The 25,947-nt window shown below is 65.8% G+C and carries 23 protein-coding genes and 2 pseudogenes; 8 read left to right on the top strand and 17 right to left on the bottom strand.

Annotated features, from left to right (window positions below):
* Window positions 1-5: 5 nt before the first annotated feature.
* Window positions 6-1,154: a cation:proton antiporter gene (locus tag SKC42_RS25580; RefSeq protein ID WP_330967035.1), complete on the bottom strand. Its 1,149-nt coding sequence runs from the start codon at window positions 1,152-1,154 to the stop codon at window positions 6-8.
* Between the two features lie 114 nt (window positions 1,155-1,268).
* Entirely contained in the window at window positions 1,269-2,438 is a 1,170-nt protein-coding gene (locus tag SKC42_RS25575) for a cytochrome P450 (protein WP_330967034.1), read from the bottom strand.
* A 269-nt stretch (window positions 2,439-2,707) separates the two neighbouring features.
* Here SKC42_RS25575 and SKC42_RS25570 point away from each other — a divergent pair, with 269 nt between their 5' ends.
* The gene (locus tag SKC42_RS25570; protein ID WP_330967033.1) at window positions 2,708-3,481 is read left to right on the top strand and encodes an alpha/beta fold hydrolase; all 774 of its coding nucleotides are present in this window, start codon (window positions 2,708-2,710) and stop codon (window positions 3,479-3,481) included.
* A gap of 106 nt (window positions 3,482-3,587) precedes the next feature.
* Here SKC42_RS25570 and SKC42_RS25565 read toward each other — a convergent pair whose 3' ends face one another.
* Genes SKC42_RS25565 through SKC42_RS25555 form a run of 3 tightly spaced genes read right to left on the bottom strand, consistent with a single transcriptional unit; the run spans window position 3,588 to window position 5,606 of the window.
* Complete coding sequence (locus tag SKC42_RS25565; RefSeq protein WP_330967032.1) at window positions 3,588-4,466, bottom strand: hypothetical protein; 879 nt, start codon at window positions 4,464-4,466, stop codon at window positions 3,588-3,590.
* Entirely contained in the window at window positions 4,441-5,256 is an 816-nt protein-coding gene (locus tag SKC42_RS25560) for a hypothetical protein (RefSeq protein ID WP_330967058.1), read from the bottom strand. Before SKC42_RS25560 ends, SKC42_RS25565 begins: the two co-directional genes overlap by 26 nt.
* Window positions 5,257-5,300: 44 nt before the next feature.
* Complete coding sequence (locus tag SKC42_RS25555) at window positions 5,301-5,606, bottom strand: PE family protein (protein ID WP_442932264.1); 306 nt, start codon at window positions 5,604-5,606, stop codon at window positions 5,301-5,303.
* A gap of 207 nt (window positions 5,607-5,813) precedes the next feature.
* Between SKC42_RS25555 and SKC42_RS25550 the strand changes: the two genes are divergently transcribed.
* Window positions 5,814-6,149 carry a hypothetical protein gene (locus SKC42_RS25550; protein WP_330967031.1) on the top strand — a complete coding sequence of 112 codons (336 nt, stop codon included), beginning with the start codon at window positions 5,814-5,816 and terminating at the stop codon, window positions 6,147-6,149.
* A 97-nt stretch (window positions 6,150-6,246) separates the two neighbouring features.
* Here the strand turns inward: SKC42_RS25550 and SKC42_RS25545 are convergent, their stop codons facing one another.
* From SKC42_RS25545 to SKC42_RS25530, 4 genes are all read right to left on the bottom strand, one after another.
* A complete protein-coding gene (locus tag SKC42_RS25545) occupies window positions 6,247-6,588 on the bottom strand; it encodes an RNA polymerase-binding protein RbpA (RefSeq protein WP_330967030.1) in 342 nt (113 codons plus the stop codon).
* A complete protein-coding gene (locus SKC42_RS25540; protein WP_330967029.1) occupies window positions 6,581-6,892 on the bottom strand; it encodes a hypothetical protein in 312 nt (103 codons plus the stop codon). Before SKC42_RS25540 ends, SKC42_RS25545 begins: the two co-directional genes overlap by 8 nt.
* A gap of 155 nt (window positions 6,893-7,047) precedes the next feature.
* The gene (locus SKC42_RS25535) at window positions 7,048-8,286 is read right to left on the bottom strand and encodes a fatty acid desaturase family protein (RefSeq protein WP_330967028.1); all 1,239 of its coding nucleotides are present in this window, start codon (window positions 8,284-8,286) and stop codon (window positions 7,048-7,050) included.
* Window positions 8,287-8,720: 434 nt separating this feature from the next.
* On the bottom strand, window positions 8,721-9,623 hold the full coding sequence (locus SKC42_RS25530; protein ID WP_330967027.1) for an alpha/beta fold hydrolase: 903 nt from the start codon (window positions 9,621-9,623) through the stop codon (window positions 8,721-8,723).
* Window positions 9,624-9,754: 131 nt separating this feature from the next.
* Between SKC42_RS25530 and SKC42_RS25525 the strand changes: the two genes are divergently transcribed.
* Together SKC42_RS25525 and SKC42_RS25520 are read left to right on the top strand one after the other, a co-directional pair.
* Window positions 9,755-10,189, top strand: a complete 435-nt coding sequence (locus SKC42_RS25525; RefSeq protein ID WP_330967026.1) for an SRPBCC family protein — start codon at window positions 9,755-9,757, stop codon at window positions 10,187-10,189.
* 79 nt (window positions 10,190-10,268) lie between these two features.
* Window positions 10,269-11,771 carry an ArnT family glycosyltransferase gene (locus SKC42_RS25520; RefSeq protein WP_330967025.1) on the top strand — a complete coding sequence of 501 codons (1,503 nt, stop codon included), beginning with the start codon at window positions 10,269-10,271 and terminating at the stop codon, window positions 11,769-11,771.
* Between the two features lie 61 nt (window positions 11,772-11,832).
* Here SKC42_RS25520 and SKC42_RS25515 read toward each other — a convergent pair whose 3' ends face one another.
* The 8 genes from SKC42_RS25515 to SKC42_RS25480 all read right to left on the bottom strand — a co-directional run bounded on the left by SKC42_RS25515 (window position 11,833) and on the right by SKC42_RS25480 (window position 23,558).
* Window positions 11,833-12,453 carry a TetR/AcrR family transcriptional regulator gene (locus SKC42_RS25515; protein ID WP_330967024.1) on the bottom strand — a complete coding sequence of 207 codons (621 nt, stop codon included), beginning with the start codon at window positions 12,451-12,453 and terminating at the stop codon, window positions 11,833-11,835.
* Between the two features lie 184 nt (window positions 12,454-12,637).
* Window positions 12,638-12,937, bottom strand: a complete 300-nt coding sequence (locus SKC42_RS25510; RefSeq protein ID WP_330967023.1) for a zinc-binding dehydrogenase — start codon at window positions 12,935-12,937, stop codon at window positions 12,638-12,640.
* Window positions 12,938-13,171: 234 nt separating this feature from the next.
* Window positions 13,172-14,338 carry a Wadjet anti-phage system protein JetD domain-containing protein gene (locus tag SKC42_RS25505; RefSeq protein WP_330967022.1) on the bottom strand — a complete coding sequence of 389 codons (1,167 nt, stop codon included), beginning with the start codon at window positions 14,336-14,338 and terminating at the stop codon, window positions 13,172-13,174.
* Window positions 14,335-17,733, bottom strand: coding sequence for an ATP-binding protein (locus SKC42_RS25500; protein ID WP_330967021.1), 3,399 nt, complete (start codon window positions 17,731-17,733; stop codon window positions 14,335-14,337). The genes SKC42_RS25505 and SKC42_RS25500 overlap by 4 nt, the downstream gene beginning before the upstream one ends.
* The gene (locus tag SKC42_RS25495) at window positions 17,726-18,310 is read right to left on the bottom strand and encodes a DUF4194 domain-containing protein (RefSeq protein WP_330967020.1); all 585 of its coding nucleotides are present in this window, start codon (window positions 18,308-18,310) and stop codon (window positions 17,726-17,728) included. Before SKC42_RS25495 ends, SKC42_RS25500 begins: the two co-directional genes overlap by 8 nt.
* Window positions 18,307-19,749, bottom strand: coding sequence for a DUF3375 domain-containing protein (locus tag SKC42_RS25490; protein WP_330967019.1), 1,443 nt, complete (start codon window positions 19,747-19,749; stop codon window positions 18,307-18,309). Before SKC42_RS25490 ends, SKC42_RS25495 begins: the two co-directional genes overlap by 4 nt.
* Window positions 19,750-20,154: 405 nt before the next feature.
* Window positions 20,155-21,567 carry a PE family protein gene (locus SKC42_RS25485; protein WP_330967018.1) on the bottom strand — a complete coding sequence of 471 codons (1,413 nt, stop codon included), beginning with the start codon at window positions 21,565-21,567 and terminating at the stop codon, window positions 20,155-20,157.
* A 551-nt stretch (window positions 21,568-22,118) separates the two neighbouring features.
* On the bottom strand, window positions 22,119-23,558 hold the full coding sequence (locus tag SKC42_RS25480; protein WP_330967017.1) for an EspA/EspE family type VII secretion system effector: 1,440 nt from the start codon (window positions 23,556-23,558) through the stop codon (window positions 22,119-22,121).
* A 331-nt stretch (window positions 23,559-23,889) separates the two neighbouring features.
* Between SKC42_RS25480 and SKC42_RS25475 the strand changes: the two are divergent.
* The 4 genes and pseudogenes from SKC42_RS25475 to SKC42_RS25460 form a co-directional block, all read left to right on the top strand.
* Window positions 23,890-24,105: pseudogene (locus tag SKC42_RS25475) on the top strand (ISL3 family transposase); the annotation flags it as partial.
* Window positions 24,106-24,122: 17 nt separating this feature from the next.
* Entirely contained in the window at window positions 24,123-24,287 is a 165-nt protein-coding gene (locus SKC42_RS25470) for a hypothetical protein (protein WP_330967060.1), read from the top strand.
* Between the two features lie 59 nt (window positions 24,288-24,346).
* Window positions 24,347-25,491 (top strand): IS3 family transposase gene (locus SKC42_RS25465; RefSeq protein WP_330967016.1). Its coding sequence is split into 2 segments (ribosomal slippage): window positions 24,347-24,614 and window positions 24,614-25,491, totalling 1,146 coding nucleotides; the frame shifts between segments, so codons are not numbered across the junction.
* A 60-nt stretch (window positions 25,492-25,551) separates the two neighbouring features.
* Window positions 25,552-25,920: pseudogene (locus SKC42_RS25460) on the top strand (transposase); the annotation flags it as partial.
* Window positions 25,921-25,947 lie beyond the last annotated feature (27 nt).

The raw sequence follows: 25,947 nt of genomic DNA, 5'->3' as shown, positions 1-25,947 counted from the left end.
TTTGGTCACATCGCGTGGGTGGCGCGGCCGCGGGCGGCCAACGCCCCCGCGACCGAGGTGGTGGTAACCGTCAGCAGCGCGCCGAGCATCAGCGCGGCCGACTCCCCCACCCCGAGGAGGTGTTCCTCGGTACCGATGGTCGCGGCCGCCACCGGCACGCCGAGCTGCCCGGCCGAGAGCACCGCGAGCGTCAACGGCTGGCCCATCAACCGTCCCACCGCATGCGCGAGGATGGCGCCGAGCCCGAGGGCCAGCCCCAGCGCGATGAATTTGGGTTGTGCAGCCAGTTCGCGAACCTGCAGGGAGGCGCCGAGCCAGACGAAGAAGAGCGGGCTGAAGAAGCCCTCGGTCATGCCGAAGAGCTGACGTGCCAGCCGTCGTGGTTCCCCCACCACCGAGACCACCAGACCCGCCGCGAAGCCCGCCAGCATGATCGAGACGTGGGACGTCAACGCCAGTGCGGCCAACGCGAAGACGACGATCAGGTTGGTCCGTAACTCCAGCGCGAACCGGTGGGTCTCGGAATAGACGTGCAGGCGCCGGCGCCAGCCCCGGCGGTCGACCGCCCGCATCGCCACGAAGAACGCCGCCGCGCACGCCGCGACCGCAGCGGCCCCCAGCGCCGCCGCGGGCGCCCGCCGGATGTCTATCACCAACGGCAGCAGGACAATAGACGCGGTGTCGGCGATCGCGATCTGGGCCGTCACGGATAATACGGCGGGTCCCTGCAGCCGCAGCGAATCGATGACCGGCAGTGCCAGCGCCGCCGACGACGACGCCATCAAGACGGCGTACAGCGCCGCGTGGCCGGTGCCGAACGCGGCGGCCACCACGACCCCGAGCGCCGCCGCGACACCGCCTGCCAGGGCCGCCCGCGCGACCGCTGACGGCAACGTCGAGCGCAGCTGCATACCCCGGATCGGCACGTGGGTGCCGACGACGAACATCACCAGGGCGAAGCCGATGTTGGCAAACAGCTGGAAGGTGGGATCGCTGACTTCGACCAGGTGAAAGCCGGTCCGGCCGATCACCAGGCCGGCGACGAGCTCCCCGATGACCACCGGTATCCGCAGGCGCGGCAGCGCGGCCAGCAGCGGCCCGGTCAGGCCGATGGCGGTCAGCAGCGCCAGCGTGTGGAATCCGAACGCGTGCACTCAGGTCGCCTCGAGGTCAGTTTCCACGGGGTTATTCTGCATTCTTCGACGGCGCGGGCAACGTTCCCAGGCCGAACGGCGGCCATTCGGCCACGACAACTCGGCCCTCGGTTGCTAGCGAGGCGGCCGGTTACCCCATTGCAACGGCAGACCGGCCAGCGTCATCGAGCCGCCCTGCGTGAACAGGAAACGTGGAGTGAAGCCCTCTTCCAACGTGAAATCCGGTATCGCGCTTAGCCATTCGGACACGACGACGCTCAGTTCCATGCGAGCCAGGGCCTTGCCCAGGCAGCGGTGGACGCCGGCCGCGAAGCTGCGGTGCGACTTGGGACGGATCCGGCCGTCTTCGGCCACCGTCACCCATGCCTCCTCGCTGCCGTCGAGATTGGTGGACGCCAGGCACAGGCGCACCACGCAGCCCGCCGGTATGGTGACGCCGGCAATGGTGACGTCGCGCGTGGTGAACCGGCCGATGAACGGAAGCGGGGTCTCCAACCGCAGGAGTTCCTCGACGAAGGCCCACATCTGATCGGGCTCGCGACGAAGCAGGTTTTGCAGGTCACGGTCGCACGCCAAGTGCAGCAGGGCCGAGCCAATCCCCGCCTGCATCCCGTCCTGGGCGAAGCACAGCAGGGCGTAAAACCCGATCACCTCGTCTTCCGTAAAGGGGTCGGCACCGGATTGCAGGTGTGCCGCGAGCGCCGGCGGCTCGTCGCTTTCGATCGCGGTCACGAGATAGTCGAGTAGCTCGGCCGCGGGCGCCGAGCCGGGAACGTCCCAATCGACGGCTTCGGCCCACGTGGCCAGCATCTCTCGATCTGACCAGGGCAGCCCGCAGAGCGTCACCAACACCCCGAACGGAAAAGGGTTGGCGACGTCCCGGATGCCGTCACACGCGCCGTCGGGCGCCACGGACCCGATGAGCTCCGCCGCCTGCCGGCGCAGCTCGGGCATCAGCTCGGCCACGGCCTGCGGGCTGAAGAACGGGTGGAGCAATCGACGGAAGCGCGAGTGCTCGGGTGGGTCGTAGCCGATCGGGACCGGGATCGGCAGCGTCCGCACCCCGGGCCGCGGCCGCGCCATCTGCCGCCGGCGGGAGGCGAAGGTGGTGTAGTCGTGCAGCGCCGCGAGCACGTCCTCGCGGCGGGTCACGTAGTAGTAACCGCTAGCGTCGAGGAACACGGGGCTCCCCTGCAGCGCGCGCCAATGAGCCCGGGGGTTCGCCGCGATGAGTGACCTGTCGGCCTCGACGAACGGCGGCGGCGGAGGGGCGAAGTATCTCACCGACTCACCGCGGCACAGCGGAGCTGATGTCGTTCATGGCGAGATCGTAGAGCAGGGTTCCCGCGCCGGACTGCCGTGTTGGCTCGACGCTTCCAAATACGGGCGATGACCGTTTGACAAGTGGATGCGGGGGCGTGACAACGCGCGTTGCCACGCGTCACACGGAGACCGCGGCAAAACAACACCGGCACAAGCGTTCCCGCTTGAACCAAATCCCCTTTGCCACCGTCAACCTGCAAGCAGCGCCGCCAACCCACCTTGGAGAGTCGATGAGAACCCAGTCCACGGAGCAGTTCATCGACGGCATCCGCATCGAGTCATATGGCACCGCGTCGGACTCGCCACCGTTGCTGTTCGTCCATGGGGGATGCCAAGGCAGTTGGGCGTGGGAAAAGGTTGCGCCGCGGCTGGCCGAACCGGGCCGGCATGCGGTGTGCCTCAATTGGTATGGCCACCATGGCTCGAAGTCTCTCGGCAAGTCGCGGGCGCTCCGACGGTCACTGCTGGACGTCAGGACCGAGATCGCCGCCGTCGCACGCTCGCTGGACAGCGCACCGGTACTCGTCGCTCATGGCATGGGCGCGGTCCCCAGCCTCGCTTATGCCGCGGAGAACCCGGTCACCGCGCTGGTTCTGCTCGCACCGGTGCTGCCCGCGGGGTTCGGGGGTGGGTCCATCGACCTGATGGTCGACGGGTCGTCGATGTGGTTGCCGCCCCGCGGATTGATCAAGCCCCTTTGGTGGTCGCACGTGACCGACGACGAATCCCGGCGGTACGCGTCGCTACTCGTCCCCGAATCGCCCCTGGCCATCCTGGAGGCGACACGATGGCTTTGCCAAGTGGAGACCGGGAAGGTTCGGGCGCCGGTGCTGGTGATCGCTGGCGGCGCCGACCCACTCGTCCCCGCCGAGGTGGAGTCCCTCGCCGAAGCGATCGGTGCGACGTTCCTCTTACATGAGGGGGAAGGGCATGGAATGCCCCTCAATCCGGTCTGGTCGGAGGTCAGCGCCGAGATCGACGAGTGGCTCTGCGCGCTGAACTGAGCGGTGAGCCGGGATCCGCGTGCACGTCAGCTTGGTTGTCGTGGGAGTAGGCGCTGCCGATGCCGACTCCGAGGTTGAAGGACCCGAAGTTGCCGACGGGGTGAACTCAAGGGCCGGACCGGGAAGCGGGCAGCACGCGACGGAGGACCCGGGCCGCGACCCTCGGGTGTTGCCGCCAGCCCTCGGTGTCGCGATGGTCCCAGGCGTAGGCGGGCACGGCGCCCGTCACCAGCGTGGTCGCAGCGGGGATGCCCAGTTCGGCGGCGGACCAGGCATAGAGCGCATCGAGCCGCGGCGTGATCACCCCGATGTCGAGGAGGCGCCCAATCCTGTTCTCGTCCTTGACATATTGGCCGAGGTCGCCGTGCAACGGGTACTGGTCGGGCAAGACCCGCGACAGGGACATGAAGATTCCCGTCATCATCAGACGGGGGTCACCGAGCGACGGGGCGATCGGCCACAACCAACTCATCGCCAGCCGGGGCGCCGCCACTAGCGCGTGGGCATAGAGCACCCGGATCAGGACCAGGTTGATGAAGAACCTCTCCACGCGCGTCTCGGCTTCGGCCAGGTCACGATGGTCGAGATAGCCCTGGACGATGCTGGCGTTGTGCGCGCGATACCACGCCCGCACGGACGGGCTGCGTGCGAATTCGAACGAATGGGCCACGCTTGCCGACGACGGCGCGCCGCCAAGACCTACCAGGAGGGCGCGCGCCTCGGCGGTGTCGCGCAGCAGGCGCTCGTTGATCGCCCGCCACCAGGGACTCCCGGGCCTGGGCCCGAGTACGGGCTCCAGCAGCCCGCGCCGCAACTCCCACGCCATGAATGCCAGGGCCGCGCGCCGGTAGCGCAAGTGCAGCTCCGGCCTGCCGGAGGGCGCCTCATACAGCGATTCCATCAACGCAAGCCGCGCCGCGGGTGCGTCCCGCACCGCGGCGACTTGCGCCTCGGCGTGTTCAGCGGCGGTGGGCACGGTGCTCACACACTAGGTGGGTAATCCCACATCGCCGTCCCCAAACCGGCGGGAGCGTACGAGAAGTCGATGGCCCCCGCACGAATGGGTAGAAACCGGCGCTGAATCCGTCAGAGACAGAACCGATGTTGGTGGCATCGCCCCCGCCCGCGGTCGTGACCGTCGCCGTGTAAAGCTCCGTTCCGTCGGGCGTGAATACCGAGATCATCGTTCCCACCGGGAGATTGTCGCCCTCGGACAATCCCGAAAGGGTCGACGGCAGCACAAAGTTCTTCGGGAAGTCGCCGCCCAGGCCACCGGAATCGATGATCGCGTTCCCACTTCCCTGGCAGGTGATCGGCTGAATGGCCGATTGGGCACCGTCGTAACTGATCTGCACGTCCAGGGTAGTGGAATACCACCCGCCGCCGACAGAGGTGACGGCCGGCAACGGGTTGGGACCGAATTGGAGCTGGCCCGCCGGCTCGTTGATGGGGAAGCCCTGGCCAAGGTTGCCAGGCAGGTCGCGCAACGAGCTGACGAGCCCCTGGTCGTCCGCGGCGCCGATGCCGACGCCCCTATCCGCGCTGATCGCATATTTCGGGTTCGACCAGTCGGACTGCGGGATGTTCACCCAATTCCCCTTGCCGTCAATCTCTTCCACCCTAGTGAAGACGCCGATGGCGGTCGGGGCGGTCGAGATGCCATTGCCGAAATTCGCCGGCGTCTTGCATTCGGTGTGGTAGAACTTGCCCCAACCGCCGTAGCCGACTTCGCCCGAACCGGTTGCCGGGCCGAGGTTTTGGGGGACGTCCGGGATGAGCTGGGTGACGGTGCCGCCGGTGCCGTCGGCGCCGTTGCCGATCAGGGCCGGCCCGTCAGGTACGTCGCCGTCGAGTACGCCGCGAGGGCCTGCAGGTCGGACTGCAGCGGCATGGCGGCGGCCACCTCGGCGGCGACGTACCCGCCCTCCGGCCCGTACACCGCCTGCACGAACTGCCCGTGAAAGGCCGGCGCCTGGGCGGTCAGGCCTTGAAAGAGCTTGGCTTGCTGAGAAAACAGCGACGCGACCGCCGCCGACACCTCGTCCTCCGCGGCGGCGAACACCGCGGTGGTCGGAGCCGTGGCCGCCGCGTGGGCCTCGCCGAGGGACGAGCCGATGCCCGCCATGCGCGCTGCCGCCGACCCCAGGGCATCCGGCGCCGCGATCGATTACGACATTGCTGGACCCCAATCCGCACGCCTCTGTGCACGTCAAGCGATATGAATTTGGCCATACGTAACACGCGAGCGTGACGATTTGCCATTTCGGTGGGCCTTAATTTGCCGTTAAATCTGGTGACGGGCGGGTGGCCGGGCGCGTGGCAGTATCGGGGCATGTTTCGCGGAGAGAGCATCGGCGTCGCGCGACGCGTAGGGTCGCTGCCCAATCCCGACCGCTTTGCCGAAGGGGACCTCGAGCTGTACCACGTCACCCCGCCGTTGTGCGGCTACAACGTCGTGGCCGCGTCCAAGGCACTCTGGGCCGTGCGCGTCCAGCCCGCCGGTTCCCCCGAACCTCCCGAGGATCCGGTGTCCACCAGGCTCTACGGTGTGGTCGGCGAAGGCCTGCACGTCTTCCGGGAGGCGCCGCTGCCGGGAAGTGCCGACGGCCGGACCCCCGCCCGGGCGCTGGCCGACCTCGGCTATCAGGTCACGCCCGGCGAGGAGTAAAGCGGGAGGACGAGCCGGGTTGAGCCCAGTGCCCGATACGGCCGGCCAGCGTGTGGGGCGCCCGGCAATCGTTGGAAGGGGCGCCGCTGGCGTAGAACTACCTGCCGCCGCGGCGTGACTTGATGATGTCGAGGCGTTCCTTGAGGAGTTCGTCCAGTTCCTCGATCGAGCGGCGTTCCCGCAGCATGTCCCAATGAGTGCGCGGCAACTTGACCTTCTTGGGTTCGGCCGGGTCACCACCCTCGATCAGGTTGCCCTCCATGCCGTTGCGGCACAGCCAGGTGCCGGGGACCTCGGCGTCGGCGGCAAAGGGCATGTCGAACTCGTCGCCGTTCTCGGTGCGGTACCGTGCGATCCTTCGGGCCGCCAGGTCATGGTTGCGGTCGACCTCGTAGCTCAAGGCCCCGAGACGACTGCCCCTCATGAGGCGATCAGCCATCATCACCACTCCGCCCATGTTCCAGTCGGTCGGCGGTGGCCCCCATCCGGCCGGACAATCCTAGGAGGTCGTGCTCGCCCAGACCTGCGGGCAGCGGGTAGGCAAGGCGCCAGAATCCGACGGCGTAATTGCGCAAATCCTGGCGGAGCTGTGCCTCAACGGTGGGCATGACTTCTTCCTGTGGCAGGGATTTACTGAGACGCTCGGATTTACGTGCAGCCGGACTTGAAATCTGATGCCGTCCAGCCGTCAATCCGCAATACACCAGGCGGTGCTGTTTCGCGTCTCCCAACCGCTTCACCACCATACACCGGTAACTGGGGTAACCGGCCTGAATTGCCCCGGGCGCTGCGGGGCGCGAAAGCCGGCCGTCAAGGCGGTCGAACAAAGCGGGATTACGAAGATCCAACTGAGCGGCTGGCCGCCCGAACTGCCCCGTGCGACAGAACGATTCGACCGCTATGCCGACCGTCCGCTGGGCCGGTATCGATTACTGCGACTGAGTATTGCCGTCGCCAATCCGCGTCGCCCCAGGTCATTGCCCACGCTTGAGACGTGTGATCTATTGACGTCATTCCGGAATCTGTGTTCGGAGGCGGTCTCTGGTGCGTCGTGAGAGGTCGCAACAAGGAATTGGTCCGGAAGCGCTAATTTGCAGATCGTGCGCGCGGTGAGGAGGTACTGGCGTAGCAACGAACCCGTCGTGTACGGCAGGTCGTAGGTGTCACATAAAGCGCGCACCCGCTCGGCGATCTCGGGATATCGATTGCTTGGCAGATCGGGAAAGAGGTGATGTTCGATTTGGTAGCACAGATTTCCACTCATGAATGCCAGCACCCTGCCGGCGCGGAAATTTGCGGTACCCAACATCTGCCGGAGGTACCAATCGGGCTCTCCTTCGCCCTCCAGCACGGATGGGGTGAACTTTTCCGCCCCGTCCGCGAAGTGACCGCAGAAGATCACGCCGCATGCCCACACGTTGCGCAGCCCGTTGGCGACCACGTTGGCCCCCAGTGTGCGCCCCCACCGCCGGCGACTCAGCGCGGGGAACAGCAGATAGTCCTTGCCGACCTGCCGACCGATCTTGCGGAGCAGCGCCGTCTTGTGAGCCGCTTTACCCGCGGCTGTCGTCTCGCGCTCCTGCACTGAATACAGGCCGTGCAGCGCGACGCCCCACTCGAATAGCAGCGCCAGCAGCACCGCGCGCAACGGCTGCAGCAATGCACGCGGTCGCCACTCCTCGTCCCGAGTGACCCGCAAGACCCCGAATCCGAGATCGTCGTCCACGCCGACGACGTTCGCGAAGACGTGGTGGCGGTAGTTGTGGGAGTTCTTCCACTGGGACGTGAGGCCAGCCATGTCCCACTCCCAGGTACTGGAATGGATTTCCGGGTCGTTCATCCAGTCCCATTGACCGTGAGTGATGTTGTGGCCGAGCTCCATGTTCTCGATGCACTTCGCCGCGGCCAGGGCGGCGGTTCCGACGGCCCAGCCAAGCCTGCCCTTGCTGGTGCCGATGACCAGCCTCGCCGAGAGCTCGAGCGCTCGGTGAAAAGCAATGGCGCGCTTGATGTATGCTCGATCGCCCGCGCCGCGTGACGACTCGACATCAAGACGGATCGTTTCCAACGCGGCAGCGAGCTCCGCGAGGTCCGTCTCACTCAGATGGGCGTATTCAGGTACCTCGGTGATGGCCACGGAATCTCAATGAGACTCGGGCACGATGCCGCGCGGCGTCTGGGCGGCGACGCGCGGCCAGGGAAGAATTACGAACCTCAGCAATGTGGGTTCCGTCCGATCTTTTTGGATGGTTGTTTGTGCGCACGAGGCGAGGGGCGGCGCGGGTCAGGTAAGGGAGAGCTACTCGATCGGGCCGCGATCGTTGTTGTCGTGTGGATTCACCAGTACGGCTGCAAAGCCGATTCGAACGCCGTTGTCCCCCGCGTCACGGGAGCCCGGCGGCCCGGCGACCTGCCCGGAACCACGAGGTCCGGTGTACGGCTGTGCCATCTTGGAGCACCCGCCTTGTCGCCCTAGTCGTTAGTTGACATCTGAGGCTACATGAGCCGCGCGGATTTTACGCCTGGCCGCCGGTCCAGAGGTCAACCTTGCCCACCGAGGACGCCAGCCGATCAGCCTGCGGCGACGCGGTCGATGTGGGCGAGAAAGTGCGTCAGGACCGCCTCGGGCGCCTCGAGTTGTGGCCAGTGACCGATGTCGTCGGCGAGCATGACCACGTCCGGTTCGGGGATCACCTCGGCATAGCGGCGCGCCATGTGGGCGCCTGAGTTCGGGTCCACGGGCCCGTCGATCAGCCGCATGGGGACCGCGGTCTGCCGCATGGCGCGCACCCACCGATTGCGGTGCGTGTAGCGATCGTTGATGAACCGGCCAACCTTGTGCAGCACCCGGCGCCCGTCGTTGTAATCGAGGATCTGGTTGAATACCTCCATCATGTGCCGGGTCGGCTTGGTGTTCGGCCCGAACATCTCGCGCAGCGTCGGTTCCAGCAGCCGACGGGACAACGGACTGCCCTGCACATGACTGAGGATGCCGCCCAACGGAGTTCGCGACATCAGCTGCTGCGCCGCCCTGGGCGTGTAGGCCTCGATGAACATCCCGCCGTTGAGCCAGGTGATCGAGTCGATGTGCAGCGCGCCGTAGGCCTGCTGGCCAAATTCGTGACGGGCCAATAGCTCCTGACCCACGGAATCCCCGATGTCGTGGGCGAGGATGTGCGCGTTGCGGATTCCGAGGTGGGCAAGCAGCGCCTCATGCATGTCGGCGTGGTCGGCCACGGTGTATTCGTAGGCCACGGGCTTCGCGGAGAATCCCATGCCCATCATGTCCGGCGCGATGACCGTGAACCGCTGCGACAGCGTCGGCCACATCGGCGCCCAGTCGAACGAATTGAACGGGTATCCGTGGATCAGCAGCAGCGGCGGACCGCTGCCCTCGACGCGGTAGAAGATGTCGAAACCGAGGTAGTCGAAGTACTCTCCGTCGGTCAGCCAGCGTTTCAGATCAGCATCCATGCGGTCATTCTCCCTGTGCGGCCCGGGTGCGGGCTGCCGCCGTGGGTTATGTTCGCCTGTGGCGAGAGGGGACGAATCATGACGACGGGCAATTCGATACCGGCAGCGCGGGTCACCAGCACGGACCGTCGATGATCGAGTTCACCCTCACGAGGACCTCGACGGCGCCGATCGGGACCGTGTTCGACGGCATGACCGACCACCGCGCGATCGCGGAACACGTCTGGGCATGCCGGCGCAGCACACTGGACCGTGAAGGAATCCCCGCCCCGAACGGCCTCGGCGCGATCAGACGCCTGGTGGTCATCGGACCCCCCTTCGTCGAGGAGATCATTGAGTACGAGCGCCCCACGCGTTACGCGTACAAGATGCTGTCGGGTGCACCGACCCGGGATCACGTCGGCACGATCCGGCTGCGTGAGACAGGCGCCGGGACCGAGGTCAGCTGGCAGCTACGGTCGACGCTCAGGATTCCCGGTGTGGACCACCTGATGCTGCCGGTGTTCAAGAAGGTCATCGACGAGTTCCTCAAAGGCGGGATCGCCGCCGGCGAAAGCCGTGCCTGACGACGGTTCCCCTCGCTGCACCGACGCGGCTCCGACGATCGGCATCACCGCAGAGTGAAGCAACTGTTACAGTAACGAGGTGCCCGAGGTCATCGCCCAGGACGGGCGCGAGGTCTGCCCGCCAATCGCGACACGGCCCCTGGCAGCGGTGGCGGTGGTCGCCGGAACCGTTGCGTTGTTGTCCGCCATGCGTTATGGCTATTACTACGACGAGCTGTACTTCATCGCAGCGGGCAAACGACCGGCGTTCAGCTATGCCGATCAAGGCCCGTTCGTGCCGATGCTCGCGCGCGGGGTGGATTGGCTCTTCCCAGGATCTTTCACGGCACTGCGGATTCCGGCCATCATTGCGGGTCTGGTAGCGGTGGTCTTCAGTGCTGCCATCGCACGCGAACTCGGCGGCGGACGCCTCGCGCAGACCCTTGCCGCGCTGGCTTGCAGCACCGCCCCCGGCATCCTGGGCGAAGCTACGACGCTGAGCACCAATATTGTCGATACCGCGTTGTGGACCCTGCTGTCATGGCTCGTGGTGCGCTGGGCCCGGACTCGGTGCGATCGTTTGCTGCTGGCAGCCGGTTTGATGACTCTCGTGGCACTGCAAGTGAAGTGGCTCGTCCCGGTCTTCTGGATCACAACCCTGCTGGCCGCTGCAAGCATGGGGCCAAGGGAATTGCTCCGCCGCCCCGCGCTGTGGTGCAGCGCCACGGTGGTTGCCGCTTCGGCGATCCCGATGCTGATCTGGCAGGCACAGCACGGCTGGCCACAGGCCGGTATGGGTGCGGTGGTGCGGGGACAGACCAGCATGCTGTTCGGCCCCTTCACCTTCATTCCCCGAGCGGTGCAAATGTGCGGCGTGCTCGGCGGCGCGCTGCTGGCGTACGGGATATGGCAGCTGTGGCGGTCCCCGCGGTTGCGCCCGTACCGGTTTTTGGGCCTGGCGTTTTTGACCGTGGTGGCGGTCTTTGCGGTTACCGGCGGTCGCATCCAGTACGGCGCCGGGATTTACGCGGCCATAATGGCCGCGGGAGCAGTGGAAGCGGCGGCGGCGCCCGGCCGCTGGACCACAGTGGTCGCCGTGCCGGCCATCGCGGTGTCGATCGCCGCTTTCGCGTATCAGACCCCGTGGCGGCGGGCTACCCAACTCACTCCTGCCGCCGATTTCGCCGCCGGGATACAGGGACAGGCCTACGGTGAATTCGGCTGGCCGCAGCTGACGGAGGCTGTAGCCGAAGCCTACCGGAGGCTGGCGCCCCGGCGGCGCCGCGGCGCGGTGGTCGTGACCGAGCACTATCCCCAGGCCAGTGCGCTGGATTACGAGCGATCGGCCGCGGGTCTGCCGGCGGTCTACAGCCCCAAGCGCGGCTTCGGATACTTCGGCACCCCACCTGACACCGCCGAAACTGTCCTCTGGGTCGGCGGCACCGCACCTGAATTGCAGAAGTGGTTCGCCTCCGTCGTGCCGCTGGAGACGTTTGGGGTTCGCCTGGGCATGCCGCTGATCGCGCGCGGCATCACCATCTGGGAATGCGACGGCCCCAGGCTGCCGTGGTCGTCGGCATGGCCAAGAATGATGAGTCTCTGATCCGTGCAACGATTTCGCGCTTTGACGCCGGGCGCGGCCGAATGCCACGGGTTTCGCGAGTTCAGCGGCCGGTTCTCTTGGCGCTGGGGGCACCTTCCGCGTTGTCCCATGGCGCGAGCAGGAATTCGTTGACGAACCGCACAAATGTGTCGTCGACGTAGCTGGGATCGTCAGCGGTGAAGTATTCGATGATGAAACCCTGAAATGCCGCCAGCGCGATCCGGGAACGGGTTTCGGCGACATAGGCCGGAATACCCAGAGCCTCGAGCCGCGCTTGCGAGTTGCGGGTGAGCAACGACAACGTCTCCCAGGTATATGTGCGGTACGCGCTGTCGCGCCCGCAGGCCGCGCCGAACACCTGCAACACGATGCGGAGGGTTTCGCTGCGCTCGCCCCGGGTGCAGGCATGCCAATCCTCGAAGCACCATTTTCGATGCGCCGCCAGCGAAGTGGGACGCTCGACGTGTTCAGTCTCGGGGATGGCGGCACGCTGCTGGCTGTTGAGCACCGCAAGGATCAGTTGCTCCTTGCTGCCGAAGTAGTACACCAGCATCCGTGCGCTGGTCCCCAATTCGGCGGCCAAGGTTCGCAACGAAGTATCCAACACGCCTGTGCGCGCGAGGACAGCACTGGCGGCATCGACGAGGTCCGTGCGCTTTGCGTGGTCGATTGGCCGAGGCACGCTTTAATGTAGCACTGCTTCACTAATGCATAACGCGGGAACTGGGCTATGAAGGGGCGGCGATTCGCTCCTCTCTGATCGGACGACGCATTCGCAACAGCGGCGTGGCCCACCAAGGCGCCTCGGCCGCCAAGTGACTTTCGCCTCGCGCACGTGATCCAGATTGGCAAGCGGCGCGTCGTCGTCAGATCTCGATAACGATCTTTCCGATGGTGCGGTGGCTTTCGAGCAATGCGTGGGCGGTTTTCATGTTGTCGGCCGTAAGACCGGTGAGCAGGGTCGTGACAATGGGGCGTATTTGTCCACCGCTGGCGTAGCCGCTGACTGTCTCCAGGATGTCGCCTTGACTGGAGGGGGCGGCCCCGCTGGCGCGTTGGCTGAACACCAGTTCGGTGTGCAAGGACGCGGATTTTTGTACCAAAGGGGTGAGATCAACTGGGGTTCCAATGTCGATCGTCGACACGTGCCCGAATGGGCGTATCACCGCCGCGCTCGGTCTCGTAGCTGCACGTCAGCGCGATCACCGTCCGTCCTGTCTCGGCGGGTCCCGCTTGCCGCATCGATTCCATCTTGTTCTGTGGCCCAATCCGTGGCCAACCGCAGCGATGACGGGTCGGGTCGGCGCCATTGCGCGCGACGCACGGCTGAGGGCGCTAAATGCTGCCGCCGTCTCCCAGCCGCCAATCCCAATCACTTCCGGCCACAGTTCGATAAGCAGTTAGATCCGACCGCGGTGGGCCGCTGGTAGCCGTTGCTCGACCCACTGCCAATCGATTCGCTCCTGTTCGAGGCGCACTCGTTCACCCAGCCCGTCGCCAACCAGCTCCGAATAAAGGTCATACTCATCAGGCGTCAGCCGCGTCAGGACCGACTTCGCGGGCTGCGCTTCGATCACCCAGCGATTACGGTGGGTCAGCAGCGTGTCGCGGTCCATCATTACCGAGCGCGCTCGCGGGAGCCACGCCCGCAAACGGTCGAGAATGGCGAATCCGTGAGTGTCGATGTCCCCCCAGTAGAGGACGTCGGCCTCCGCCAGCCACCGCAGCCGACCTATGCTGTCGACTTCGAAGCCCTTTCCCCAGAACACAATTCCGTCTTCAGGGACATCCACACTCAGATAGCTGATCTCGTTCTCGACGATTACCGCGACGCGCGGTTCGACAGTGAGCTGTGTCAACTCCTCGGCACGCGCCGCAAGCTCAGTCAACGTCGGCCCCGGGAAACCCAGCGAGGGCGAGGGCCGGAACCGTACCAATCCGGGCTTGCACCTGAGACCGAGATCGGCCAGGAACCCCGTGGCCGTCGCTGAAACACGAAGCATCGCAGCCAAGACCGGTCGATGCCTCTCGGCGAACTTGGTGTCAACGCCGGGTGCGCTGATCTCGCGAAGGTATCGCTGCGACTGACGGTGACTGTCGAGCCAAACGTAGGCGGCGATCAACTGTGGCATCTCGGGCCCCAGCTCGAGCGCGCGATGCGGATGGCCGACGACCCAATCTCGGACCCGCGGATGCGGGTCTACCAGGGCCAGGAGTTGCTCGAACCGACGGACCGTAGTCATCACGCCCAAGACCGCGCACGCCTGCTCGATCGAGGACACCACGGCGCGGGTGGGCAAGCGGTTACGGCCGATCCGTCGACCACCAATCGACTCCCATTGCAGGGCATATCGAGTGTCGTCGCGACGGCCGGCGTCGAGAGCGGCCACCCACTCGCGGGCCGCGGCAATGTCGTCACCCACCTGCGATGGCTTGGGGCCGCGCAGCGGTACTTCGATCGGCTGAAAGGGATCGCCATTGGCGTAGGCCCGCAGCAGCGATCCATCGTCCCACCGTCTCCTCACCCTGGCGGCAACGTCGTCCGGTGTAGTCCATCCCGTAATCACGACTGCCGTGCGTCTCGCCGTGTCCGGTATTCCTCGATGGTCATCGTCTGGAGCCGCGAGGACGTTCCGGTGGGATTGTCCACGAACCCGATCGCCTTGACGTAGGGCTCTATGACGTGAACCTTCTGCAGAGGCGTGACGATGAGAAGTTGCAACCCCAGCGTCGCAAAGAGTTGCAGCGCGTACCGCGTGGAGACATCCGAGCCGCGGCCGAAGGCCTCGTCAATGACGGCGAAGCGGAAGTCGCGTGACTGCTCGGCGCCCCACTCAAGCCCGAACTGGTATGCGAGTGAGGCCGCGAGGATCGTGTAGGCGAGCTTCTCTTTCTGACCGCCCGATTTGCCGTCGGAATCGCTGTAATGTTCCCATTCATCACCAGTCTCGGCGTCGCGCTCGGATGCCGAGAAGACGAACCAGTTGCGCACGTCGGTAACGCGTCGGGTCCACGTCTTGTCAGATTCGGCGTAGCCGTCACGACCCCGGAAGCGCTCAATGATCCGCTTGACGTCGATGAAGCGCTGCTCCGAGTATTGGTCGCCGTCGAGCGCAAGGCTGTCGTTGGTCAGGTTACGTAGGTCCGAACGGAACTGTGCGACATCCTGATTCGTCGTAGGTTCTTTCTCCAGCCGAATGTAGCGACCCGGGTTGTAGGGCACCGCACCGAGCGCCTCGTTGATCCGATCTACCCGATCATCGATTGCCGAAGCCTGCCGATTGAGCCAGTTGTTGAAGCCCGCCAGCTCCTGGATGGCATTCTTGTTGAGCTGCTCCTTGAACTCCGCCTCGAACCGCGGGAGGTCGTCGGTCGCGACGCGATCACGGAACACCAAAAAGTCCAGTCGGGCCTCGACATTGGCGTCCATGTCCGCGCGAAGCTCGGGCCACCGACGCAAGACCTCGCTCATGTACTGGCCGAGGTTTAGCGCATGGCCGTTGAGTTGGCCAGTGAGGCGCTCGATGCGCCGATGGAGATCCGCCGACAGCGCTACCTCCGCGTCGGCGCACTCCGCCGCCCGCACCGGGCGGTTCTTTCCAACGCGTTCTTCGAGGGCGGCGTACGACCCGCGGGCGGTGGCCAGCTCTTCGTCTGGCTGCGCCGCGACAAACTCGTCGTCGCGCGCCTTTCCTTCCTCCGCCTGCCTTTTCGCTGCCGCCGTGGTGGCGAGCTTGCCGGTGAGCTCTTCGATCGACTCCCCCACAGCGTTGGCTTGCGCTTCATTCTCGTCAAGCGCCCGTGCGATCTCCACCAGTCGCGAAGAGCCGGCCAGCAGGCGATCGCGTTCGGCGTCGTGGTCGTTCGCACGCGACTGCGCCTCACCGACGTCGAGATCAGCCCATGAGCGGTACTCCTCAAGCCGAGCAACTGCTTGCAGCTTTGCCTGCACCGCATCACGTTGCGCATCGAGCCTGGTCAACTCGGCAGCAGCCTGCGCCTGCTTTCCCTCCAGCTCAGCGAGTTCGTCGCGAAGCGCGGCCATCTTTCGCTCGTTCGCCCAGCCAAGGACCCAACGACGGGGATCGTCGACGCGGTGTCGGTCGTCCTTCTCATGGCGCTCGCCCGAGCGCACCTGGCCCTCACGGGTAACGGCCCGGCGCTGGCTACGGAACTCCTCAAGGCTCGACGAGCACCGGAAGTCGGCCCGCTTCGCGAGCTCGTCGACCAAGTACTGATGGAAGGGCCCATCTCGGACCTCGATGCAGTCAGCGAGCCAAAGGCCCTCGCGCCCTGGCGATTGCAACGGAAGCCGTTGTCTGGCAACCCTTTCATAAACGAGCTTGGCGCCGATCGCCTTGCCGCCGCGGCCACGAAACGTCAGCCTTCGGCCGTTCACCCAACCAGCCACGGCGTCGTAGTGCTGTTGCGGCACCAGCAGCGAGAGAGCGAACCCCCGCAGCACCCGTTCCGCGGCGCCCCGCCACTCGGCGTGCTCGTCGGTCACGTCAAGCAGTTCGCCCGCATACGGAAGGTCGTCCGGCGTGAGCCCGAGGGCCGCGCACAGCTCCGCGCGCACCTCGACCTGCTCGACGGGCAGGTTGCTAGTGCGTTGCTCCAAGCTGGTGAGTTCTTCGGAGATGAGGTCGCACTGCCGTCGAAACTCCCTCTCCCGTCCGATCACGTCGGCTGTGGCCGTGTCGAGGGTGCGCTTCTCCGCGGTGAGCCGTGACCGCTCGGCAGAGGCCAAGGCGGCGAGCGCCGCGAAACTTTCGCCGTTGGCGACCGGGTCCAACCCGGCCTCGGTGACGGCGGCGTCGAATCGCGTCCGGGCGTGACGACGACTCTCGGCCTGAGCACGGGCCTCGCCGGCGAGTCGCTCCAGCTCGCCGATGCGGTCGCCGCCGGCCCTGGCGCGTTCCTCGATGAGGGAGTCGCGCTCGTCCTTTAGCTTCTGTTCCTTGGCTTTTGCGGCGTCCTGCTCCTTCCATAAGCCCAAGCCCTCGGCCTCCAGTTTGGCGATCTCATGGGCGAGCAGACTGGAACGAAGCTCGGCGACGAAGAGCCGGACGGCGGACCGCTCGCGCTCCAACGACTCACGTTCGGCGAGCCCGGCGTCGTACTTTGCCGCGGTCTGCACGACAGGTTCGAGCGCTTCGAGCTGCTCTCTCGCTCGCTTGACGGCGTCGTGAGCCTTGGTCAGGTTGTCGAAATGGCCGATGATTTCAGAGACGCGCGAGCCGGCATCGCTGGGTTCGAGCATGTGGTCGCGCACGAAGTCGTTGAGGTTGCCGACTGACTTCATCGAGACGGTCTGATGGAACAGCTCGAGCGCCTGCTCCGATCGGATTCCGAGCAGGCGACGTAACGAAGTTGCGTACTTGGGGAACTCGTCGAAGATCTCCGCTCCGGTAGCACGCAGCCTCTTGCGGAGATCGCGCAGGTCCGTGCCGAAGTCGGCGAAATCCGTTGCGATCGAGAGCGCTTTGGTTGCGGTGAGAAAGAAGCGGTAAGGCTGTCCCGTGCTCTCGCGCTGCTGGAAAACCTGGGCCAGGGTCACCGTCTCGTCGTAGCCGTGGTTGGTGAACACCCCGAGGACAACCGAGTATGTCCGCCGGTTTTCGCGCAGCCCCTTGGCGCGTGACCGTCCGGTGGTTTCGTTTCGCTCGGACTTGTAGTGGCCTTCGACGTACGAGCGTAGGGTGCGTTCCTTAGCCTCGGCGCCCGCAGCCTTGTTATAGGCCGCCTTGTGGGACGGCATCAGCAATGTGGTGAGTGCATCGACGATCGTCGACTTGCCGGAGCCGATATCGCCGGTGAGCAGTGCGGTCTCGGTGTCGGGAGTGAGGCGCCAGACTTGGGAGTCGAACGTGCCCCAGTTGAATACTTCCGTGTACTGAAGCCGGTAGCCGGCCCTTCGGGCATCGCCGAGTCCGACCATCGAGAAGAGTCCGTCACTCATCGCTGGGCGCCGATCCCGCGTACTCTCGTAGCTTGGCTGCGAAGTCCGAGAGGGTATGGGCGTCGACGTATGCCTTGAGGATTCGCCGCACTTCCCAGTGGTCGCTTTGACCGCGTAGCTGCCGCAGAAACCCGAGTTCGACCGCCTTCTTGATGGTCGTCTCCGCCTGGTCGACGACTCGTGCGTCGTTCGTGGATTCGGCCTGGAAGAGCCTCAGCATCTCGACGATCTGGTCGGTGGTCAGCACCAGCCGGCCGTCACCGCCGGTCGTCTCGAACTCGACGAGCCGCTTGCGCAGTAATACCAGCAGCAGGCTGACGTTGTAGGTCAGTGCACGCCTGCGCACCAGCCGCGGGACCGCCTCTACACCCTCGCCATCTTCCTCGGGCCGGGATCGAAGATAGGCGTACCCTTCTGCTTCGTCTACGACCACGTCGACGCCGATCGTGGCGAAATGGTCGCGGACACCAGCGCCCAGGCGTTCCAGCGTCAACCAGGTGTCCTCGTCCGACTCCCGGTACACGACACCTTGCATCAGCCGGATGGTCGCGCTGGCGACTGCATACTCGTTGCTCATCGCCGCCTCACCGTCACTTTTGGCAGCCTCGCTCGCTTGGTCACGTCCGGGTCGCCCGGGTCGGAGTACTCCAGAAAAGTCTCGTCGGTGTCGTCCTTTTCGACCACCATGTCTTCGTCATCGAGCGCAAGGTAGCCGACGATCTCTGCCGCCCCCTGCTGGATGGGGTGCATCGCGACGACGTCGGAGAGGAGGGCCGAGGAGTTCTCGGGCAGAACGGTGCGGATGATCTCGGCCAGGCGAGCCTGGTCGACAAACGTCTGAGCGAAGAGCAGATCAGCGTCGACCTCCCCGGTCGGCTCTGCGATCCGGCTCTCAACCGTTACCGCCGCGGGGGGTTGGTAGAGCGGGCGCTCGAACGGGAGCACGATCTCGATGCCCGGCTGATCGACCTCGAGGCCGAATCTGGGAGGATTGTCGCGGAGCTCAAGAGCGACACTCTCCACTGCGCGGACCAGGTCGAGCACGCGCCGGTTCTCCAACCAGACCTGGTCGTCGAGGAAGCGGCGCAGTTGTTCGGATATCTGCCGGACGGTGCGCTGTGCCCGATCGGCAGCTTCAGACCAGTCGTGGTGTATTCCACGAATCCTGTGGTCGGCCTCGATGGTATCGATGGCTGACACCCTGGCGAGCAGATCAGCGAGCTCGGCCTGGCGGGACTCGGAGAGCAGAAAGTCGTAGAACGACTGGAAACTGCGCCCTTGGTCAGAGCCGGCAATCTGAGAGCGACTTCCGACCAACTCGGCAAGCAGGTCGCCTTTGGAGCCATCCCATGCCGCGATCTTTTCTCGCGCGGCGCGGTCCAGGAGCCGGAAGTTCTCTTCAACCTCCCGAAAGTCCGAGAGCAACTCCCGCGCAGTTGTAGAGAGCTGTTGGTAGCGGTCGCGGACCCCGGTCGCATCTAGCACTGTGAAGACACCGGCTTCAACGGCCGCGATCTCGGCATCAAGTTCGTCGCGCCGGCGGCGTAGTTCGGTCAGCCGGACGTCGGGTTCGACTTCGGTTCCATGCACGATCTGTCGGAGCAGCTCGACCACGGTATGCAACCTGGACTCGGTTCCTACGAAGGACCTGCCCTTGAGGGTCATCACCCAGGCGTACGCCTTCTCGAATGCCGGGGTGACCTCGTAGTGCACTTCGTCGTCGCCAGGTGGGTAGAACCGCCGCAGATAGCCGGCGTCGGTCGCCGCCCAATCCTCCAAGTAGGACCGCGCGTCCTTGGGAAACCGTTGCTCCCCGTTCTCGGTGAGGATTTCGGCGTTTAGCGCGTGTAGGTGGTCGTCCAACTCCGCCGCGACCTCGCTCGCTGGGCAGGCGCCGCGGTTGCCCTCGACGAAAAACCTCCCGAGGAAAGAGAGGATCAGTGCGGAGTTGCCGGCGCGCAGCAGTCGCCAGGCGGGGTGTCGTTCCCGCAGCGCGTCGATCGCCGCATATTCCATCTCCGAAAGCGTAGAGAATCCCACCGACGAATTCCCGCGTGCTCGCGGGAAAAGACCGCTTCTTCCGGATCTGCCGATTTGGTTGCGGCGGCTCCGGGCGTGACATGAGATCGCATGACGACACCATGTTGGGAAACCAACATCCCCCCGTCGGACGCCGTGTGCTGATTTCTTGACATCAAGAGGGAGGCTGGCTCAAGTGCGGCCTGATCGACGACGCCGATGGAACGACCGTCGAGATGTTGCAGATCACGGAAGTCCGTCAGGATGGCCTCCTGCGGGCATGCGTGAGCTTCGGTCGCGACGACATCGACGGGTCCTCACTGCTCGCCGATCGGTTCGGCAGATGCCGCGCACCCCGACGCCGTCGGAGCAACCCGAATGCCTTGTCTTCCAACTTCTCCGTCAGCCCGGCAATCCGTTCTGCCCGTTCGGGCCGAAGAAGTAATACGCGCCGAAGCCGCCGGGGCCGCCGACGCCCGGGACGGCCCCGGCGCCGCCGTTGCCGCCGCCGCCCCCGATGCCGAAGAGGAGGCCGCCGTAGCCGCCCTGGCTGCCGTTCCCGCCGAACGCCAAGCCGGGCGCGCCGAAGCCGTTGCCGCCGTGACCGCCGAGGCCGAACACCAGCCCGCCGAGCCCGCCGAGGCCACCGGTGCCGCCGTGGCCGCCGGCCTGCGCCACCCCGCCGTCCCCGCCGGCTCCGCCGATGCCGAATAAGGAACCCCCGGCGTAGATGCTGCCGGCGCCATCGCTGAACACGTAACCGTTGTCGCCGCCATAGCCGCCGGGCCCGCCGGTGCCGCCGGGCGTCAGGGCGGTCCCGCCGGCCCCGCCGTGGCCGCCGAGTCCGAAGAGGATGCCGCCGCCCCCACCGCCCTGGCCGCCCTGGCCGCCGATGTTGCCCGCACCGACGGCCGCTCCGCCGGCGCCGCCGTCGGCCCCGGTGCCGATGAGGTTGAAGAGGGCGCCGCCGCTGCCGCCGCCGCCGCCGACGCCCGCGAGCCCGTTGGAGAAGTTGAGGCTGGACCCGCCCGCGCCGCCCGCGCCGCCCGCGCCGTAGATCAAGCTGCTGCCGTTGCCTCCGGCGGCGCCCCAGCCGGCAACGAAGCCGTTGCCACCGGCCCCGCCGATGCCGCCGTTACCGATCAGGAACCCGCCGTTCCCGCCGAAGCCGCCGTCGCCGCCGACCCCATTGACGCTGGCACCACCGGTCCCGCCGCCGCCGCCGTTACCGAGAAGTCCGACGGCACTGCCCCCGTTGCCGCCGAAGCCGGCCACCCCCGCGCCGATAGCGTTCCCACCGTTTCCGCCGCGGCCGCCGTTGCCGAACAGGAACCCGCCGCTGCCGCCGCTGCCGCCGTTCTGACCGGGCCCGCCGGAACCACCGGCACCGCCGTCGCCCCACAACAACCCGCCGTTTTGACCGTTGGCTCCTGTTCCGGGGGTGCCGTCGGCGCCGTTGCCGATCAGTGGCCTGCCCAGCAACGCTTCGAAGGGCGCATTGATGTCGTCGAGGAGTCCCTGCAAGGGATTGGCGTTGGCGGCCTCGGCGCCGGCGTAGGAGTTCGCCCCGGCCATCAGCAGCTGCACGAACTGCTGGTGAAATTCCGCCGCCTGAGCGCTGATCGCCTGATAGGCCCGCGCGTACTGGCCGAACGTCGCCGCGACGGCCACCGACACCTCATCGCCGGCCGCGGCCACCACCACCGACGTCGGGGCCGCCGCCGCGGCGTTGGCCGCATTGATCGTCGAACCGACATTCGCCAAATCCGAAGCCGCCGCCGTCACATACTCCGGGACCGCGATAACAAATGACATTCCGACCTCCGAACGACGCGGCGGCCGCCCGACGGTCACCGAATAGCAAGAATGGTCTCGTTGTGGTTGCCCTACCGATCCCAAGTTTCAGTCGGCATGTCCGCAACGGCCTGACTCAACTCGCCGTCGATGAGGCGACCCTAGGCGCACCCAAAGCTCACACTGTGAAACCCACGGCTTTCTGCTGTGGATGCTGATGCGCTATCTCGTCGTCACTGCCGTTCTGCGGGTATTCGTCGGGCGGCTCGGTGACATATTCGGCATCGCGTCGTCGTAAAGGGGCTCTTCGCAGTTGGGGGTGTGGAGGTGGTCGGCGCGTGCAGGATCACCCAAGAAGGATCGGTGGTGTCGCCGTCGCGGTGAACAGGGCATTGCGCGTGACAGCGTGACCCGCACGCTGGCCCAAACTACGCTGCTGCGTGTCGGTATCACTGGGGGCAGTGACATCCGTCCCGGACGCCCGGCCGACGTCTATGGTGATCCGTCGCAAAACGCCGGCTTGCCCGCTCCGAAGTTGTTGCTGTACTCGTCTTTTGGCGTGGTTTGCGACGTCAGCGCGGGCGTCGGACGGCGGCCGTCGGCTCGGACCGGCCGGTGAGGTCGATGGGCGCCCGGGCGGTGGCGTCGGTGCCCGCGGCCGCACTGGGGGACTCGAACGCATCTGCCCCTGCGGCCCAATCATCGCCGGGGTTCACCGAGTCGAGAGGGCTCGCGGGGTCCGGCCGCCGTTGTTGTCCGGTCACCGGATTGAGCGAGTCGGTGTGCCGCCGAGCCTGGCCGGAGGCCCCTTCCGCCCGTTTGGACATTTGTATCCATCCGCCCAGCGTCGGCATCGTCACGTTTGATGTGTGATCCAGTTGCTCGTCTTGGCGCTGCGGGCTGGCTGGTGTCTCACTCGCGCCCGTCGCCCCGCGGTCAGGCTCTTCTTGTGTCACCTTTTGGCGAGCCGATTGAGTGGCGGATGCGACCGGGATCGCGGACGGTCCAGTAGCGAGAACCCTGAAATCAGAAACCAGTGACTCAGCTACCGCGGAAACCTCGCTGCGGGTCGTCGACGCGATCGCGATTTGCGCCGCCCTAGCACCGGCGTGATCGATCTGGGAGGTCACATCGTCTGCCTTACTGGCGTTTTCTACCGACAAACCGATCAGTGCACCCAGCATCCCGAGCGCGGCTGCTATTGCAAGCGAGGACGCCGCGATAGCCCAAGCCGTTGTCCAAGCGGGTCCGCTCGGGACTAGGGCCAGAGCGATTCGAAGACCGGCTTCAACGATAATCGCCACGGCAAGGAGATTGAGCAAAATCCCGAAACCAAGACGAAAATGGGTCACCCATTCCGCTTGATCCGCGACTATGTCGGCCTGCTGACCGTCCAGGTCGGCGAGCGTCTGCGCGATGTCCCGCAGTGCCACCACCTGGGCTGCGAAGGTCTCGGAAGCCACGCCCTGCCAATTCTCGTCCGGAATGGCCGACTCGAGGCGCTCCCGAAGAGTGCCCCACAGCTGCGCGCCGGCTTTCAGGTCGTTCCCCTCGTTCGGGGGCCCGAACCCGGTCAACAGCTCCAAATATCCGACAATGGTGGCGGTCCACGGAAGAATATTGACGCTTGCGCCCGTGTTACTTTTTTCTACTTCACCGAAGGCGACTTGGCTGCCGTTTCGGGCAACTCCTGCCTTGTGGGCAGTTCCGGAGATGAAATTGTCATGGAATTTAATTCTCCACTCGGGGGCTTCGGCTGCACCTCTCATCATGAACTTGTTGTCCCATTCTTCGAGGGACTTGCCCCATTTGGCTACCTTGGTGACGATTTGACGCGAATTCAGGCTGCTCCCGAGCCCCCCCGTCATGCCAGCGATGTTGCCCGCAAGGTATTCAGGGCCGCCTGCCGAACTCGAAGTGGAAGGCGTCACGTTGCTATCCAAGCCGATGAATTGCGATCCGAAGTTAGCCAAATTACTGAGCACTCGGGCAGCGTCGGCCAAAATTGACATAGATGCGTCCTCGGCTTGGGTTGTCGCTGTTACCTTTGGGGTCTACCGTTGGGCAACGATAACACCGGCTGTTGTCCGGGATGGGCACCAAGATTCGTGAGCCAGCGCCGATCCGCCCGATCACCGGCTGCGGCGCGCGGATCGAATATCTGTCCCGCCGGGCACACTCGTCCCCATACACGCAGTCGAGTACGCGCCAGGCCGGTTGGCCGACGTTTACGGGCTCTTCGCCGTTGGGGCTGTAGAGGTGGTCGGCGCGTCGACGCCTTAGCAGAGGTCGAGGTCTTCCGATGATGGAGGTTCCTACGCCATCCATCCGAAAGACCTCGACGTGCCTGACGCTACCGGTCGGGCGGGCTTCGCCTGCGCAGACCTGACCACTTTCCGCCGCCTCCATGAGCTCGGGTTCGAGGTAACCGGGCAGCACCTCACCGCGGACCGCGCCGTGCCGGCGTGCAGGATCGCCAAGAAGGATCGGTGGTATCGCCGTCGCAGTGAACAGGGCATTGCGCGTGACAGCGTGACCCACACGCTGACCCATGAGCCGACGCGATCCGTATGGCCATGCGCGTCCGCGCAGCCGACAAAGAACTGGGCGACCTCACCCGGCAGATGACCGCCCTCCTCCAGGCCACCCCCGCAGCGGACCTGCTGGACAAGCCCGGCATCGGGCCCGTCACCGCCGCGATCGCCTACGCCGCATGGTCATGGCGTGTTTCCCGTGAATGAGACCAGGAGGTTTTAGAGTCCTGTGGCCCGATGTCGGGCTGGAAGGGACGATGGAACACATGGCTGGTCGGAAGCGGAATTCCGCGGAGGACATCGTGCGCAAGCTGCGCCGTGCGGATGAGCTGGCTGCCGAGGGCAAGACCGGTGAGCAGATCGCCGCCGAACTGCAGGTGTCACCGGCGACGCTGTACAACTGGCGGCGCACCTACGGCGGGATGGACACCGACGCCGCCAAGGAGCTCAAGGAGCTGCGTGAGCAGAACGCCCGCCTGAAGCGGCTGTTGGCCGATGCTGAGCTAGAGAAAGACGCGTTGCGGGAGGTCGCGAAGGGAAAATTCTGAGCCCAGCTGCTAAGCGGCGCGCCGTGGACATGCTCAAAGCTACGTTGAGCGTGTCGGAGCGGTTGGCGTGCAAGGCCGTTGGGCTGGCCCGCTCCACTTACCGCCGTCTGCCTCTGGCGCAGACCCCTGAGGATCCCGACGCACAGATGCGGGCCTGGCTGCGCGCCTACGCCACCAAACACCCCTGCCACGGGTTCCGGCGCGCCTGGGCAGCGCTGCGCTACGACGAGCACCAGGAGGTCAACAAGAAGAAGATCCTCCGGCTCTGGCGCGAAGAGGGGCTGCAAGTGCGGGTGCGCAGCCCGCGCAAGCGGGCTGGGATCTCCTCGGTCCCGCCGATCGTGGCCGACGCGCCCGGCGTGGTGTGGGCCATCGATTTCCAGTTCGACTCCACCGTCGATGGCAAGGCCATCAAGATCGCCTCGATGATCGATGAACACACCCGCGAGTCACTGCTGAACCTGGTGGAACGGTCGATCACCGGCGAGGCGCTCGTCGAGGAGCTCACCAAGGTGTTCGCCGCGGCCGGTGGCCCGCCGAAGGTGCTTCGGCTGGACAATGGGCCGGAGATGGTTTCGCAAGCGCTGCAACGGTTCTGCGAGAACAAGACCGGGATGGTCTACATTCCGCCCGGCTGTCCGTGGGACAACGGCTACATCGAATCGTTCAACAACCGGCTACGCAAGGAGTGCCTCAACCGCAACTACTGGAACACCCTGTTCGAGGCCCGCGTGGTCATCGGCGACTTCAAGACCGAACATAATCACCGACACCGGCACTCGGCACTGGGCTACCGAACGCCGGCCGAGTACGCTGCGGCGTGCAGCTGCACCCACACCCCGGTGGCCTGCAGCATCAACTGAGAACGGATCAAACCAACCCGACTCTAGAACCGGGTGGACTCAGAAACGGGGACTCGCCAGTCACACCCCGGGCGAGTTCGCTCCGAGGCCGCGTTCGCGAGCCTGGCAGGCGTCAACCCGATCCCCCCTCGTCCGGTAACAGCGTGCCGGATCAACCGCGGCGGCGACCGCCGGCTCAACCGCGCCCTCCACATCGCCGTCGTCACGCGCATGCGCATGGACCCCAAGACCCGCACCTACGTCGCCAAACGCTAAGCGCAAGGGCGTACCCCGCGAGAGATCCGGCGCTCGCTCAAGCGCTACCTCGCACGCCAGATCTATCGGCAACTCAAAGCCGCGAACACCTCTGCAGCAGCCGCTTTGAGAGGGACCCGGTTGGTGGTCCAGTCGCTATGCGGCTTGGGGTTGATGGGTCGTGGTCCACTGTAGGGCGAACTCGGCTGGGGTGAGTTCACC

The organism is Mycobacterium sp. 050134, assembly GCF_036409085.1.
Taxonomy (GTDB): Bacteria; Actinomycetota; Actinomycetes; order Mycobacteriales; family Mycobacteriaceae; genus Mycobacterium.
This window is presented reverse-complemented; position numbering and strand designations above follow the sequence as displayed.